The organism is Kitasatospora acidiphila (assembly GCF_006636205.1).
In the GTDB taxonomy this organism is placed as follows: Bacteria; Actinomycetota; Actinomycetes; order Streptomycetales; family Streptomycetaceae; genus Kitasatospora; species Kitasatospora acidiphila.
Genome location: NZ_VIGB01000003.1, coordinates 7,950,948 through 7,966,562, shown reverse-complemented (window position 1 = coordinate 7,966,562; position 15,615 = coordinate 7,950,948). Strand labels below are relative to the sequence as shown.

Here is a 15,615-nt window from a genome sequence, read left to right as displayed (position 1 = left end):
CGAATGGCCAACACCGGTGCGCGGCTGGACCCGTACGCCGCCTTCAACTTCACCCTGGACATCGACGGGCTGACCGGGGTGCACGGCTTCTCCGAGTGCACGGGGGCGAACTCCGAACAGGACGTCATCGAGTACCGCGAGGGCACGATGGACATCACCGTCATCAAGATCCCCGGGCTGAAGAAGTTCGGCGACATCACCCTCAAGCGCGGCTTCACCACCAGCCAGGACCTGTGGCTGTGGCGCAAGACCGCGATGGACGGCTCGGTGGTGCGCCGCGGCGGCCACCTGGTGCTCCGCGACGAGGCCGGCCGGGACGCGCTGCGCTGGAAGTTCACCAACGCCTGGCCGAAGAAGTACTCGGCGCCGGCCTTCAACGCGAAGACCAACGAGGTCGCCGTCGAGGAGCTGGTGCTGGCCGTCGAAGGCCTCGAACTGGAGAAGCCGACCTCGTGACCGGTTCAGGTGCGCTGCCGCGCACATCCTCGCTGAGCTCCTACCGCACCCCCGGGGTGCGGCTGGAGTGGCTGGACGCCGCCTCGCAGGCGCGCACACCGCTGCGGACCGACATCGCCGGCTTCATCGGTGTCGCCCAACGCGGCCCGCTGCACCGCCCGGTGCGGGTGGACGGCTGGGACCAGTTCCGGGGCGTGTTCGGCGACCACCTGCCCACCGCGTACCTCGCGTACGCGGTCGAGGGTTTCTACGCCAACGGCGGGACGACGTGCTGGGTGGTCCGGGTCGCCGATCCGGACCGGGCCAGGGCCGCGACGGCGCAGCTGCTCGACGCCTCGGGGAAGCCGGCGCTCACCCTGGCCACCGGCAGCCCCGGCAGCTGGGGCGAGCAGGTGCGGTACCGGGTGCAGGAGGCGGGTGCCGGGGCGTTCACGCTGTTCCTGTCCTACGGACCCGCCACCGAGGTCTGGCGCAACCTCGGTACGCCGGGCCGGGACCCGCTGACGCTGCTCAACGACCCCGCCACCGGGTCCCGGCTGGTGACGGTCTCCGACTGGTCGGGCACGCCGGCCGCGGCCGGGTGGCTGACGCCGTCCGGTGGTGCCGACGGCGTGGACAGCCTGCTCCCCGAGCACTTCGAGGGCCATGACCACGACTGGGGCCTGGCCGTGCTGGACGTGATCGACGAGGTCGCCATGGTGGTCGCGCCGGACCTGTGGGCGCGGCCGGTCCCGGTGCTCCGTCAGGCACCGCCGCCCCCGCCGCAGTGCGGCGACCTGTGCGCCGGGGCGGACATCCCGGCCCCGCCGCCACCGCCTCCGCCTCCGCCTCCGCCCCAACCGGTACCGGCCGCTCGGCCGCAGTTCACGGCGCAGCAGATCGCCGATCTCCAGCAAGCGATCGTCGCGCACTGCGAGCGCCACCACAACCGGGTGGCGCTGCTCGACTCGCCGCAGGACCCGCTGACCAGCCCGGCGGACGCGCTGGCCTGGCGGGCCCGCTTCGACTCGGACTTCGGCGCGCTCTACTACCCCTGGCTGCTGGTCACCGACCCGCTGTCACTCGATGCCGACGTCACGGCCGTCCCGCCGAGCGGTCACCTCGCCGGGGTCTGCGCCCGCGTCGACACCACCGTGGGCGTGCACAAGCCGCCGGCCGGCGAGGTGATCGAGCTCCCGGTGGACACCGTGTTCGCGGTCGACGACCTGGCGCACGGCGACCTCAACGACGGCAACGTCAACGCGATCCGGGTGCAGCGCGGGGTCCGCGTGCTCGGCGACCGGACCTTGACGGTCAGTCTGCCCGAGTGGCGCTTCCTGAACGTGCGGCGGCTGGTGTGCGCGCTGGAGGCGCAGATCGCCGCCGATACGGCGTGGACGGTGTTCGAGCCCAATGGCCCGGTGCTGTGGGCGCAGATCACCAGCCTGGTGCGGGGTCTCCTGGACCAGGTCTGGCGGCGCGGCATGCTCAACGGCGCCACCGCGGACGACGCCTACACCGTGGTCTGCGACGCCTCGGTGAACCCGCCGTCCGATGTGGCGGTCGGCAAGCTCACCTGCCTGATCACCCTGAATCCGCCGCCGCCGGCCGAGTTCGTGGTGATCCGGGTGGTCCGCACCCCGACCGGGGTGTCGGTGGTCGACACGCACGACGAGTCAGGAGGCGGCCATGCCTGAACTGGCCCGGCGGACCGACCCGTTCCCCGGGTTCCGCTTCACGGTGCTGCGCAACGGGCAGCCGATCGGCGGCTTCAGCGAGGTCGGCGGCCTGCAGTTGGAGACCGAGGTCTTCGACTACCCCGAGGGCGGGGTGAACGACGTGGTGCACAAGCTCCCGGTGCGCACCAAGCAGACCAACCTCTCGCTCAAGCGCGGCCTCGCCGACCGGATCCTGTGGGACTGGCACGACGACGTGGTGAGCGGCCGGGTGACCCGCTGGGACGTGGTGGTGCTGCTCTACGACCAGGCGGGCGACACCCCGGTGGCGCAGTGGGGCCTGCACCGGGTCTACCCGGTCAAGTGGGTCGGCCCGTCGCTGAACGCGACCCAGAACCAGGTCGCCATCGAGACGCTCGAACTGGTCCACGAGGGCCTGAAGAGGATGGGGTGAGCCGCACCGTGCCGATCCACATCGACGACCTCACCAGCAAGGTGCATGTGACCTCCGGCGAACTGCCGTTCACCGATGAGCAGTTGACCCGGCTGGTGGAACTGGTCGCGGCCCGGCTGGCGCGCGCCGAGCAGCAGGCCGAGGCGCACGCCGAGGCCACCCGCCTGCGCCGGTCAGTGGTCCCGCCGAGCCCGATCGAGGGGTGACCCGATGGCGCTGACGAAGCTGCGGATCGAGATCCTCGACAAGGACGCGGTGGACAGCGGCAAAGGCCTGCTGGACCACTTCGACGTCGAGTTCAACCCGACCGAGTACACCCTGACCAAGGCGGCGCAGATCGCCGAGATCGGGATCCCGGGCGTCGACTCGCCGGTGCTCCAGTTCGTCCGGGGCCAGGACGAACGCCTCACCCTGGACCTGCTGTTCGACACCACCGACAGCGGGATGGACGAGGCCGCCGTCGACGTCACCACCCTGACCCGGCAGGTGTACCAGCTGGTGAAGATCCAGCCGGCGACGCACGCGCCGCCGCGGTTCCTGGTCACCTGGGGCACCTCGCTGTCCTTCAAGGCGATCGCCGAGCAGGTGCAGCAGAAGTTCACCCTGTTCAGCCCGACCGGGGTGCCGCTGCGCGCCACGGTGTCGCTGACGCTGCGCGAGTACAAGACCTTGGAGGAGCAGCTCCGGGAGCTGAAGCTGGAGTCCCCGGACCGCACCAAGGTGTACGTGGTGCGGCGCGGCGACACGCTGTCCGACATCGCGGCCGCCGAGTACGGCGACCCGGGCGCCTGGCGGGTGCTGGCCGACCGGAACCGGATCGCCGATCCACGCCGGCCGCGCCCCGGCACCGCGCTGGAGATCCCGCCGCTGGCCCCGGGCGGAGGTGCGCGGTGAGTACCCCCCTGCCGACCACCGACCCGGGCAACGACCCGGCGGCGCAGCCGATCTACCCCGGCCAGGACTTCTACGTGCCGGCGTTCGAGGTCACCCCGCCGGGCCAGGGCAGCCGGCTGCCGGACGAGGTGCTGCACGACGTGATCAGCGTCAGCTACACCGACGACATCACGACGATCGACAGCTTCCAACTGACCGTCAACAACTGGGACGCCAGGACCAGGACCTTCAAGTACAGCGACGGGTCCACGTTCCTGCCCGGCAAGCAGCTGGAGCTGTGGATGGGCTACCGGGGCAAGGACCCGCTGCGGCGCCTGATCACCGGGGAGATCACCTCGCTCCAGCCGAACTTCCCCTCGGACGGCGCGCCGACGCTCACCGTGAGCGCGCTGAACGTGCTGCACCGGTTCCGCAAGAAGCAGGAGACGCATCCCTACCTGAACAAGACGGACAGCCAGATCGCCCGCCAGGTGGCCGCCCGGCTCGGGGTGCCGGTCCATACCCGGCCCGACAACGAGCGCCCGTATCCGTACATCGTCCAGGACAACCAGTACGACGTGGTCTTCCTGATAGAGCGGGCCCGGCGGATCGGCTACGACCTCTGGGTCGAGGAGGACCAGCGCACCGGCAAGAGCACCCTGCACTTCGAGCCCTCGGAGAACCTGAAGCCGGTCACCTACCAGCTGACCTGGGGCAAGTCGCTGGTCCAGTTCCAGCCCACGCTGACCACCGCCAACCAGGTCGGCCAGGTGACCGTGCGGGCCTGGAACCGCAGCGCCGGAAAGATGATCACGGTGACGGCGCAGCGGCCGCCGAGCCAGCAGGACGCCGACGTCGAGTCGTCGTTCAACCAGCGCGAGGACATCACCAGCGTGGTGGTCGCGGACGAGGCCGAGGCCAAGCGGGTCGCGGCCGACCGGCTGCGGGACATCGCGCACGAGATGGTGACGGGCACCGGTTCGACGGTCGGCCTGCCGGACCTGCGGGCCGGCCGCCGGATGAGCATCGACGGCCTGGGCACCCGCTTCAACGGGCGCTATTTCGTGACCGGCACCACCCACACCCTGGACGACTCCGGCTACGTCACGCAGTTCACCTGCCGGCGGGACGACTGAGGAAGGCGATCCGATGAGCAGCACATCGACCCGCAACGGCCTGCTGGTCGGGGTCGTGCACTCCCTGGACGACCCGGACCGGCTGGGCCGGGTCCAGGTGGCGTTCCCGGAGCTGGGCGGCGTCGTCAGCGACTGGGCCGGGCAGGCCACTCTGATGGCCGGCTCCAACCGCGGCTCAATGTTCAGGCCCGAGGTCGGCGACGAGGTCGTGGTCGGGTTCCTGCAGGGCGACATGCGCGCGCCGTACGTGCTCGGCGGCTCGTGGAGCAAGCAGAGCCCGCCGCCGCCCGACGACGGGAACCCGACGCAGAACAACTGGCGCTCCCTCACCTCGCGCAGCGGCCACGTGATCCGCTTCGACGACACCCCGGGTGCCGAGAAGGTCGAGGTGATCGACAAGGACGGCCAGCGCTCGGTGGTGCTGGACAGCGCCGGCAAGAAGGTCACCGTCACCGCCGCCCAGGGCGATGTCGAGGTCCACGCGCCGACCGGGAACATCCAGCTGACCGGCCAGACGGTGGAGGTGCGCGCCACCGGGGCCCTGACGCTCGCGGGCGCCCAAGTGACCATCACCGGCGACACCGTGGACATCAACTAGGGGATGTGATGGGCCAGCCCGCAGCGAAGCAGGGCGACCGGGTGACGGCGGTCGACTCGCACCTGATCCAGCCGCCGTCCGGGCCGCCGGTCGCGCTGCCGAATCCGTTCAGCGGCGTCATCGACGGCGGGCTGTCGCCGAACGTGCGGATCAACGGCCGGCCGGCCGCGACGGTCGGCAGCACGGCGACGAACACCCCGCCGCACGTCCCGCAGGGCGGCACGTTCGTCAACCCGCCGACCAACAAGGGCTCGGTCAGCACCGGGAGTTCAACGGTCCGGATCAACAAGAGGCCGGCGGCCCGGGCCGGCGACACCGCGATCACCTGCAACGACCCGGCGCCGGCGCCGGTGGGCACGGTCGTGGTGGCGCCGGCGGGCCCGTCCCGCGTCGTGCGGATCGGGGGCTGACGATGGCCGAACCCGCGTTCCTCGGCACCGGGTTGGCGTTCCCGGTCCGGCCGGACCTCACCAAGGCGCTGCCCACGACCTCCGGCGCGGAGAAGGTGCGGCAGAGCATCTGGCTGATCCTGGCCACCGCGCCCGGCGAGCGCCGGATGCGGCCGGACTTCGGCTGCGGCATCCACGACCTGGTGTTCCAGGCGAACACCACCGCCCTGCACGGCGTGGTCGCGCAGCGGGTGCGCGACGCGCTGGTCACCTGGGAGCCGCGGATCGACGTGCTGGACGTGACGGTCGAGGCCCCTCCGGACGCCGCCAACGTGCTGCTGATCCGGATCGCCTACCGCATCCGCGCGACCAACACCGCGCACAACCTGGTCTACCCGTTCTTCCTCTCCGAGGGCACAGGGGTCTGAGATGGCGCTGAACGTTCCCAACCTGGACAGCCGCACCTACGACCAGCTGGTGGCCGAGGCGCAGCGCCGGATCCTGCGCTTCACGCCGGACTGGACCGACTTCAACCCCAGCGATCCGGGCGTGACGCTGGTCGAACTGTTCGCCTGGCTCACCGAGATCACGCTGTACCAGCTGAACCAGGTGCCGGATCTGACCTACGTCAAGTTCCTGGACCTGATCGGTCTGCAGCAGAACCCGGCGGCGCCGGCCGTGGCCGAGGTGACCTTCACCCCGACGGCGCGGACCGCGGGCGTGGTAGTGCCGGCGCGGTCGCAGCTGTCGGCGACCGGGCCGACCGGGCTGCCGCTGGTGTTCGAGACCGACCAGGCGCTGGCGCTGGTCCCCTACCAGCTGACCGACCTGGTGGTCGACGACGGCCAGGTCTTCACCACGGTGACGCCGGGTGCGCCGTTCCGGCCGCTGGGCTGGATCCCGCAGCCGAACAACGCGCTGTACCTGGGGTTCGCCCCGACCACGGCCACCGAGCCGGGCCAGTTCCCGCAGGAGCTGCGGCTGTTGGTGACGCTGTCGGCGGCCGCGGCGGCCGGGGCGCCGCAGCGGGCCGGGCAGGCGGTGCGGCCCCCGCTGGCGCCGGTCACCCTGGTCTGGGAGTACCTGCCGCGGCCGGACGCCACCCAGTGGAGCCGGCTCAACGTGCTCGCCGACGGCAGCGCCGCATTCACCGCGCAGGGCTACGTCACCCTCGCCGGGCCGGCCTCGATCCTGCCGGCGCGCGCCGCCGATGTGGACGACCCCAGGTACTGGCTGCGGGTCCGGGTCGTGGCGGGCCGGTACCCGGCGGGCCAGGAGCCCGTCATCGAGGCCGTCACGGCGAACACCACGACCGCCCGCAACCTGGCGACGGTGCGCGACGAGCTGCTCGGGGTCAGCGAGGCGCACCCGGACCAGACCTTCCCGCTGGCCCAGCCGCCGGTCCAGGACCGCAGCGTCACCCTGGAGGTGCGCGAGGACACCGGCGACCCGGCGAACCTGACGCGCACCACCTGGACGCAGGTCTCGGACTTCCTGGCGTCGGGCCCGAACGACCGCCACTACACGCTGGACCCGGCCACCGGGATCGTGACCTTCGGCAACGGTGTGCGGGGCCTGATCCCGGCGGTCGACGCCGAGATCGTCGCCGTCTCGTACCGCTCCGGCGGCGGCGCGGCCGGGAACGTGCCGGCGGGGGCGATCGACACCCTGCTGTCGGCGCTGCCCGGCGTCGACTCGGTGACCAACTCCCGGGCGGCCGCCGGCGGTACCGACCTGGAGTCGCTGGACGAGCTCAAGCGGAACGCGCCCGCGCTACTGCGCCGCCAGGGCCGCGCGGTCACGGCGGCCGACTACGCGTCGCTGGCCCGCCAGGTCGGCGGGGTGGCCGACGCGCTCGCCCTGCCGCTGGCGCACCCGGACCACCCCGGGGTGGACGTCGCCGGCTCGGTCACCGTGGTGGTCGTCGCGGACACCGACGACGACCCGCCGGCGCCCAGCGGCGAGTTGATCGCCGCGGTCTGCCGCTACCTGGACCAGTACCGGCTGATCGCCACCGAACTGTACGTCAGCGGCCCGGTGTTCGTGCCGGTCTCGGTGCACGCGGCGCTGACCATCGACCCGTACGCGGCGGCCGACGGGGTCGCAGCGCTCGCCGACCAGGCCCTGCGCGACTTCCTCGCGCCGCTGCACCGGGCCGCCGACGGCACCCGGTCCGCGCACTTCGCCGACCAGTTCCAGCCGACCAGCCTCTACGCGGTGCTGCTGGCGGTGCCCGGGGTGCTCGCGGTCACCGCGCTGGAGATCACCGTCGACGGCCGGGTCCACGACGACCCACGGGTGGCGATCGACCTGCCGCCGGGCGGTCTGACCCGCTCCGGCACCCACCAGTTGGACGTGACGCCGGACTCCGGCAGCACCGCCCGCGAGGAGGTGTAGCGGTGCGACCGCAAGGACCCACCCACTGGCTGCTCGACGCCCGCACCGGCTGGCGGACGGCGAGCGCCGACGGTGTCGTGGCCGGCCCGGACCTGCGGCTGGCCACGATCCCGGACGGCCCGCTGGGACTGGCGGCCGAGGACGGCAGCCTGGGCGGCTTGGTGCTGCCGACCGGATTCGCGGTCTCCGAGGACGGGATCTGCTACCTGCTCGACCCCGGTGGCGCCCTGGTCCGGCGCTTCGATCCGGCGACGCAGCGGTTCGAGCCCGTACTCGGCGCGGTGCCGCCACCGCGCGGCGACGTGACCGAGCTCGGCCGGGTCGTGAACATCGCGATCACCGGGCGGCTGCTGTACCTGGCCGACCGGCTCCACCGGCGGGTCCTGGCCTACGGCCTGCCGGAGCTGAGCCTGCGGCACGTCTGGACCGGGGACTGGGACCTCGCCGACGTCCGGACCGGCGGCGGTGCCACCCAACTGCTCGACGCCGCCACCGGCACGGTCTGGCGGCACCTGCCGCACGAGGACGAGCCGCGGGTGCTCTTCACCGCGGCCGAGCAGGCCGGCCGGGCCACCGGGCTGGCCATGGACGACGGCGGCACGGTCTACCTCGCCAGCCCCGGCGCGCTCACCCGGTACGACGCCGCCGGCCGCCGCGGCCCCGTCTTCACCGACCCCGGCCCGCTGCGCCCGCTGTTCACCGCGCCGCCGATCCGGCTGCTCGCCGCCGTGTTCGTGCTGCCGGCCGGGCTGACCGGGGAGTGCGACCGGCACGCCGACCCGGACCGCGAGGGCGATGTCGCGGAGCCGGCGTCGAGCGCGCCGCACGGCCCGGCGTTCGACCGCGCCGGGCAGCCGGTGCCGCCGCCCCGGCCCACCCGCGGCCCCAAGCCGTACGGGCGCGACGGCGAGTGGGTCAGCGCCGTCCTCGACAGCCGGATCTACCGCTGCGTCTGGGACCGGGTCCGGCTCGACCTGGCCGCGCTGCCGCCGGGCACCTCGGTCGCGGTGGAGACCACCACCTCCGACACGCCCGGCCTCGGTGAGTGGACGGCCGCCGGCGCGCAGACCGGCCAGGCGCACGCCCCGGCCGCCGCGCCGCTGTCCGCCGACGTCGACTGGCCCGTCCGCAGCGCCCCGGGCCGCTACCTCGCCGTCCGGCTGCGGCTGACCGGGCCGGGCCGGGCGACGCCGCTGGTCCGCGCGGTGCGCGCGCACTACCCGCGCTCGTCGTACCTGGAGTTCCTGCCGGCCGTCTTCGGCATGGACGCCGACGGCAAGGACTTCCTGGAGCGGTTCCTCGGCGTGTTCCAGGCCGAATGGGACGAGGTGGCGGCGCGCATCGCCGACCTGCCGGCGTACATCGACCCGAAGGCGGTGCCGGCCGGCGCGCCGCTCGGCTACCTGGCCGGCTGGGTCGGCGTCCCGCTGGACCAGCGCTGGACCGCCGAGCAGCAGCGCGCCTGGCTGCTGGCGAGCCTGGCGGTGCTGCGCCGGCGCGGCACCCCGGCGGCGATCACCGAGCTGCTGGCCGCGCTGCTGGCCACCGAGTCCGGTGTCCCGGCGGGCGAGATCGGCCTGCCGGCGCTGGTCGAGGGCTTCCGGACCAGGGGCCGACTGCAGCTGGGGTCCACGGATCCGACGCCGCTGCCGCTCTGGAGCCCGGACGTGGTGGCCCGGTTGCGGCTCGGCGCCTACGCCGAGGTCGGGCGGGCCCGCCTGGTGTCGACCGGGGACCCTGCGCACGACCTGTTCACGCAGACCGCCAACAGCTTCCGCGTGTACCTGCCGTCGGTGTGGGTGCGGACCGCGGAGGACGAGCGGGCCGTCCATCGGCTGCTGGCCGCCGAACGCCCGGCCACCAGCCGGTACGACCTGGACCTCGTCGAGCCCAGGCTGCGGGTGGCCGTGCAGTCCGCCGTCGGCCTGGACACCGTGATCGGCGCGGTGCCCCGGGCGCGGCTGGCCTGCGCCCACGACGCCGCCGCACCACCCAGCCGCGCACCGCGGCACCGACTCGGCTGGGACACGGTGCTGGCATCCGCACGACCACAGCAACCGGTACGGGTCGAAGCGACGACCCGCATCGACACCGGAACCGGGATCAGGTGAGGAGAGGACGCATGTCAGCACGACGGTGCGGATGTCACGACGATGGCAGCCACGACCACAGCGGACACACCGGCGAGGTGGAGGCCGAACGCAACCGCTACTTCACCGGCAAGTTCATGGCGGCCCGCGACTTCGCCGCCGACACCGACTACCTGCTGGACCACCACCGGCTGCACAACCGGCTGCTGCACGGCTGGGGCATCGTGTGCGGGCTGGACGTGCACCGGCACCCCCGCCCCGAGTGCGCCCGGACCTGGGTGGTGGTGACCGCCGGCTTCGCGCTGGACTGCCACGGCCGGGAGCTGATCCTGCGCTGCGACACCGCGTTCGAGCTTCCGGAGCGGTCGGAGCCGTACCTGCTGTGCGCGAAGTTCACCGAGGAGCAGGTGGAGCCGGTACCGACGCTCTACGCGGAGGAGACCGGCGACCCTCGCCACCGCGAGTACAACCGGTTCCGGGACGGCGTGCAGCTGGTGGTCGCGGACGTCACACCGGGGTGCTGGCCGGACGATCCGTGCGAGGACGGCGACGGCGACGACTGCGATGGCGACGACAACGACTGTGCGGATGACGACCGCCGGCACCGCCGGCACCGCGGCTGCGGCGGGCACTGCCCGGAGCCGGAGTGCCCGTGCGGCAACCTGGTCCCGCTGGCCCGAATCATCCCGCTGCCGGAGGGCGGCTTCGAGCTCGACCTGGACGGCCGCCGCGTCCAGCCGCCGTCCCCGGCCGACCTCACCCACATCACCCACGTGAACTGGCCGCACGGCGGCGCGGTCACCCTGCGCCACCTGCGCGAGCACCTGCGCGGCGAGCTGCGGGTCCACTTCGACCGGCCGCTACGGCACAGCCACCGCGCCGGGCACGGCGTGAACCCGTACACCTTCGTCGTGCAGTACGCGACCGGCCCCTCGGAGGCGCTGGCGTTCCTGCCCTACCCGGAGGAACTGCCGGCCCGCCTGGAGGACGACGGCTGCGTCGCGGTGTTCACCATCGACCCGAGCTACATCGCGGGGCACGGCCGGCGCGCACTGCGCGACACCACCGTCTTCGTGTCGCTGCGCTGCGACTTCATCCCGGACTGCCGCGGGGTGCCGGTGGACGGCAACCACCTGCGCGGCCGGCTGCCGTCCGGGGACGGCGTGCAGGGCGGGCTGTTCGAGAGCTGGTTCGAGGTTCGCGACGACGACGATGACGACGACCGGAGGACTGAACGATGACCGCCGTGCTCAGTGTGGCCGGCCACGGGTGTGGCTGCCCGCAGCCGTGTGACGGGCGCCGGTGCCGGCTGGAGGCCCTGGTGCGCCCGCGGTTCTTCTGCGGCCAACTGCTCACCGACCAGGACCTGTCCGGGCTGGCCTCGTGGGTGCTGGACCGGCGGCGGCTGGGCCGGTACCGGGACGGCTGGGGCGTGGTGACCGGCCTGGATATCGGCCTCGACCCGACGCCGGGGGCCTCGGCGGCGACCGTGGTCCTCCAGCCCGGCTACGCGGTCAGCTCCTGCGGCGAGGACGTCGTCGTCGGCTCCGCGACCACGCTCGACCTCGCGGCCTCCTGCCCGGACCCGACCTCGCCGTGCGGGGCGCCGTCCGGTGAGCCGCCGACGGCGTGCGTCCTCGACATCGGCATCGCCTACCGCGAGGTCGGCGAGGACCCGGTGCCCGCGCTCGGCACGGCGGGCTGTTCGCAGGCCGGCGAGTGCGAGGACAGCCGGATCGTGGAGTCCTTCGAGCTGCGCTGCGTGTCCGTGGTCGACGGCAGCGAGCCGGACCGGCCGGACTGGCGGCAGTGGCAGCAGGCCTACGAGGACGCCGTCGCGGTCCTGTACCGAGCGCAGGCCGACGGGCTGCCGGGCACCGCGAACGACGCGGGCCTGAAGTCCTGGCTGGGCGCGCGACTGCGCGAACGGCCGCTGCGGCACTTCCCGTTCGTCGCGGACCGGGTGGGCGGCTCGGGCGCGCTCGACGCCGGGCAGTTCACGGAGCTGCTGTTCTGGATCGCCCAGGACCGGATCCTCTCCCTGCTATGGGGCACCCCCGGACGGAGTCTGGGGGAGGGTCCCGCCCGCCGGGGTGTCCCGGGGACGCGGTGCCGCTGGCGCGGGTCTGGCTGGCCGCCGAGGACGACGCCCAGCAGGTCAGGCACTGGGTGGTCAAGGCGATCGACCCGGTGTCGCCCTTCCGCAGGGACTTCGGCCCGGTCCAGTGGCCGGCTCCGTTCGGTCGGGTGAACCTCGGCCGGGTGGTCTGGCACCGGCTCGAAGAGGCCCAACTGGCGCTGCGGGACCTCGGCGTGTCGGTCAGCGGTGTCAGGCAGTGGGCGCCGTCCACCCTGGACGACCTGATCACGATGCTCGGCACGCCGCCGGTGTTCTTCGGGGCCGATGACGCGGTGGACGTGGCCTACTTCGTGCCGTCCCACCAGGCGACGCATCTCACGGGGCTGCGGGTGGTCGGGTTCCGGACGGGCAACGCCGCGCCGGTGACGCCGACGACGGCACAGGCACAGGCACCGGCACCAGCACCAGCACCAGCACCAGCACCAGCACCGACGACGGCACAGGTGCAGACGCAGGTACCGCCGATGGCACGGGCGCAGGCACAGGCGACAGCGGACAACTCCGTGCCGATGACGCGGGCAACGGAACAGGCCCAGGTACCGACGACACCGGGCCCGCCCCCTGCGGCACCTGGGGCACCTGGGGCACCTGCGGCACCGATCACCCCGGCCCCGGCACAGCCGCCCGCCCCGGGGTCGTCATGACCCGGCCCGATCTGATCCGCCCGCACTACCGGGAGAACCAGCAGCTCGGTGTGGCCGACCTGGAGGCCGAGCAGGAGTACCGGATCACCACCCGCCGTCGCCACGACACCACGGCGCACACCGCCGGGGTGGCTCACGGCCTCGGCCTGTCCACCCGGCACACCGGCTGCCAGATCGCGGCCGGGCTGGCCGTGGACGGCCTCGGCCGGGCCGTGGTGCTGCCGGATCCCGTGCTGCTGCGCTGGTCGGACCTGCCGGCCGGCGCGGCGGCGCTGGACCTGTTCCTCGGCTACCGCGAGGACGTCACAGCGGCCGATCGTGTCACCGAGGGCGCCGACGTCCACGTAACCCAGGTCCAGCCCGGCGACGACGTGGCCGGGCCGGCCGGGACGGTCTACCTCGGGCGGCTGGTCGCGTCCACCGGGCCGCCGTACGTGCCCGCGTCCAGTCCGGTCACGTGGGGCACCGCCGAGGGCGCGGCCGTGGCCGCTCCCACCGGCGGGACCATGCAACTGGATCACGACCCGGCGCTCACCGTCACGCTCCCCGACCCGGCCGGCCGCCCGGTGCCGCGCCTGGCCGTGTCACCGACGACCGGGACGGCCGTCAACGGCTCGGTCATCGCCCACGGCGCGCGGCTCGCTCCGGGCGGGCCGCTCCGGTTCGACCCGGCGGTACCCGCGCCGAAGACGGCGTCGCCGTGGCGCTGGTACCGCGCGGCGATCCTCGCCGACGGCGTGCAGACCGGGCAGGAGTTGCGCGTGGAGATGGGCGCGCCGGGGCCTACCGAGGTGCCGGACTGGTACCGGTTCGCGGTGGGCACCGCCCCGGACGGCGCCCTGCCGCTGGTGGTCCACGCGGGTGGCGACACCACCGTCGGTTCCCTCGACGTCGAGGGCACCCTGATCTTCGGGCCGCTGGCCGTCGATCCCGGCGACCCCCGGCTGGCCGCGACGCTGATGAGCACCTGGACCGGCGCGGTCGGGCAGAGCAGCCTGGCGATCGACCGGCAGTTCAGCGGCGACCTGTTCGACAACTCGGCGCTGACCGTCGCAGCGGTCGTCCAGGACCCGAATCCGCCGCCGCAGCAGCAGAAGTCCGCGCGGAAGGCCGCCGCGGCGCCGGTGGTGCCGCCGCAGACCCTCGCCTACGACGTCAAGGTCACCAGCATCACCAGTCAGGCGGTGACCGACCTGACGGTGGCGGCGGTCATCACGGTCAACGGCGTACAGAAGAGCGAGCGGTTGGGGTCGTCGCAACTGCTGCAGCCGGACGCCGAGTTCGAGATCCCCGGCAGCGTGCCGCTGCCCGCGGCCGACAGTGTGACCGTGCACGTCGAGGTGGTCGCGCTCGGCCTGCTGCCCGGTGGCAAGGTCACGCTCGGGGTCACCAGTTTCGACTGGCGGAGCGTGCCGCCGGTCCCCAATCCCAGCGCCAGTCCCCGGACTGGACGGTTTCACTGGAGGTAGACCGTGGACGCGGACCGGATCGTCCGGGTGCGGTACTTCGACCGGCAGTTCCTGCGCCCGCAGGACTTCAGCGACGAGCAGGCCTACCACGTTGCGATGCGGCGCCGGCACAACGTCGCCGGCCACAGCTGGGGCATCCTGCACGGCCTGGACCTCACCGCGGACGGCGGCCCGCTCGCCGTGCAGCCGGGCCTCGCCGTCGACGGCTACGGCCGGGAGGTCGTGGTCATCGAGCGGATGACCGTGCCGCCGCTGCCGCCCGCGCCGCTGACCGGCGAGATCGCCTACGACATCTGGCTGATCTACGACCGGGCCGGCTCCGACACCGCGCCGACCGGCTACGGGGCCTGCGGCAGCGAGGCGACCGCCTACTACCGCTGGCTGGAGCTGCCCCGGCTGCTGATCACCGCGGCCGATGACGCCGTGGACGCCAACCAGCCGCCGCAAGTGCCGCCCGGTGACCTCGAGTTCGGCCCGGAGCGGACCGCGCCGGAGGAGACCATGCCGTGGCCGGTGCTGCTCGGCCGGGTCCGCCGCACCACCGGGTCCGGCCTTGCGATCGACCGATCCGGCCGTCGCTACGCCGGCCTGGTCGCCGCCTCGGTGGCGCACCCGCGCGGCGACGCCCGGATCGACCTCGGTGCGGCGGCGGACACCGATCCGACCCGTTTCGCGGTCCGCGCCGACTCGAACACCGACCCGCTGTTCGACATCGCCGCGACCGGCACGGCGACGGTCCACGGCAACCTGGCGGTCAACGGCGAACTGCGCATCGAGCAGGGGGCTTTGGAGTTCCCGGTCCAGGCCGCGCAGTCAACGCCGGCCGAGGCGTCAGCGAAGGCTCCGATGGACGCCGCGCAGCCGTGGCAGGTCTACGGCGCGCAGAGCGGCACCCAGCGGGAGCTGCGCGTCGAGCTGCCTTCCGGGGCGGCGAACGCGCTGGTGATCGGCACGTGGTCGGCGGACAAGGCCACCTTCACGCCCTGTCTGACGGTCCGCGGCGACAACACCGTGACCGTGCACGGCAACCTGACGGTGCAGGGCAACCTCAGCGCCCCGGCGACCGCGGCGCTGGCGCCGAGCGCCGCCGTGCAGTCGCTGGCCACCGGGGCGCTGCTCAGCGGCATCGGCGGCGCGGCCGGGGTCGCGGCGCGGCTGTACCGGCCGCAGGGGACGACCGCGTCGGCGTCGGTGGTGGCGACGGCGCTGGCCGCGGATCCGGAGCTGCTCCAGCAGGTCGCGGCGCAGCTGAAGCAGGGGTACGGCGCCACGGCCGGCACGCTGGCGCAGCACCTGACCGGGGAGGGCTGATCG

General features: G+C 73.4%; 16 protein-coding genes. All 16 read left to right on the top strand.

The annotated features are described in order from the left end of the window. Positions 1-3 precede the first annotated feature (3 nt). The 16 genes from E6W39_RS37555 (at position 4) to E6W39_RS37485 (ending at position 15,612) form a co-directional block, all read left to right on the top strand. On the top strand, positions 4-456 hold the full coding sequence (locus tag E6W39_RS37555) for a phage tail protein (RefSeq protein WP_101378748.1): 453 nt from the start codon (positions 4-6) through the stop codon (positions 454-456). Continuing rightward, positions 453-2,132 carry a phage tail sheath family protein gene (locus E6W39_RS37550; RefSeq protein ID WP_181799631.1) on the top strand — a complete coding sequence of 560 codons (1,680 nt, stop codon included), beginning with the start codon at positions 453-455 and terminating at the stop codon, positions 2,130-2,132. The genes E6W39_RS37555 and E6W39_RS37550 overlap by 4 nt, the downstream gene beginning before the upstream one ends. Next, positions 2,125-2,565, top strand: a complete 441-nt coding sequence (locus E6W39_RS37545) for a phage tail protein (RefSeq protein WP_141637266.1) — start codon at positions 2,125-2,127, stop codon at positions 2,563-2,565. The genes E6W39_RS37550 and E6W39_RS37545 overlap by 8 nt, the downstream gene beginning before the upstream one ends. After that, positions 2,562-2,771, top strand: coding sequence for a hypothetical protein (locus tag E6W39_RS37540; RefSeq protein WP_141637265.1), 210 nt, complete (start codon positions 2,562-2,564; stop codon positions 2,769-2,771). Before E6W39_RS37545 ends, E6W39_RS37540 begins: the two co-directional genes overlap by 4 nt. Before the next feature lie 4 nt (positions 2,772-2,775). Further along, complete coding sequence (locus E6W39_RS37535; protein ID WP_181799630.1) at positions 2,776-3,459, top strand: CIS tube protein; 684 nt, start codon at positions 2,776-2,778, stop codon at positions 3,457-3,459. Next, entirely contained in the window at positions 3,456-4,574 is a 1,119-nt protein-coding gene (locus tag E6W39_RS37530; protein WP_181799629.1) for a phage late control D family protein, read from the top strand. Before E6W39_RS37535 ends, E6W39_RS37530 begins: the two co-directional genes overlap by 4 nt. A 13-nt stretch (positions 4,575-4,587) precedes the next feature. Continuing rightward, positions 4,588-5,172 (top strand): phage baseplate assembly protein V, encoded by a 585-nt coding sequence (locus E6W39_RS37525; protein ID WP_141637263.1) that lies wholly within the window; start codon positions 4,588-4,590, stop codon positions 5,170-5,172. Between the two features lie 8 nt (positions 5,173-5,180). Then, positions 5,181-5,582: a PAAR domain-containing protein gene (locus E6W39_RS37520; protein ID WP_141637262.1), complete on the top strand. Its 402-nt coding sequence runs from the start codon at positions 5,181-5,183 to the stop codon at positions 5,580-5,582. Between the two features lie 68 nt (positions 5,583-5,650). Continuing rightward, complete coding sequence (locus tag E6W39_RS37515) at positions 5,651-5,989, top strand: GPW/gp25 family protein (protein WP_407658649.1); 339 nt, start codon at positions 5,651-5,653, stop codon at positions 5,987-5,989. A gap of 1 nt (position 5,990) precedes the next feature. Further along, on the top strand, positions 5,991-7,958 hold the full coding sequence (locus E6W39_RS37510; protein WP_141637260.1) for a putative baseplate assembly protein: 1,968 nt from the start codon (positions 5,991-5,993) through the stop codon (positions 7,956-7,958). A 2-nt stretch (positions 7,959-7,960) separates the two neighbouring features. Beyond that, positions 7,961-10,069, top strand: coding sequence for a phage tail protein (locus E6W39_RS37505; protein ID WP_141637259.1), 2,109 nt, complete (start codon positions 7,961-7,963; stop codon positions 10,067-10,069). Between the two features lie 11 nt (positions 10,070-10,080). After that, on the top strand, positions 10,081-11,289 hold the full coding sequence (locus E6W39_RS37500) for a hypothetical protein (protein ID WP_141637258.1): 1,209 nt from the start codon (positions 10,081-10,083) through the stop codon (positions 11,287-11,289). Continuing rightward, a complete protein-coding gene (locus E6W39_RS37495) occupies positions 11,286-12,299 on the top strand; it encodes a hypothetical protein (RefSeq protein WP_141637257.1) in 1,014 nt (337 codons plus the stop codon). The genes E6W39_RS37500 and E6W39_RS37495 overlap by 4 nt, the downstream gene beginning before the upstream one ends. Then, positions 12,296-12,832 carry a hypothetical protein gene (locus tag E6W39_RS40070; RefSeq protein WP_181799628.1) on the top strand — a complete coding sequence of 179 codons (537 nt, stop codon included), beginning with the start codon at positions 12,296-12,298 and terminating at the stop codon, positions 12,830-12,832. Before E6W39_RS37495 ends, E6W39_RS40070 begins: the two co-directional genes overlap by 4 nt. After that, positions 12,829-14,301: a hypothetical protein gene (locus tag E6W39_RS37490; protein ID WP_141637256.1), complete on the top strand. Its 1,473-nt coding sequence runs from the start codon at positions 12,829-12,831 to the stop codon at positions 14,299-14,301. Before E6W39_RS40070 ends, E6W39_RS37490 begins: the two co-directional genes overlap by 4 nt. A 3-nt stretch (positions 14,302-14,304) precedes the next feature. Next, positions 14,305-15,612 carry a hypothetical protein gene (locus tag E6W39_RS37485; protein ID WP_141637255.1) on the top strand — a complete coding sequence of 436 codons (1,308 nt, stop codon included), beginning with the start codon at positions 14,305-14,307 and terminating at the stop codon, positions 15,610-15,612. Positions 15,613-15,615 lie beyond the last annotated feature (3 nt).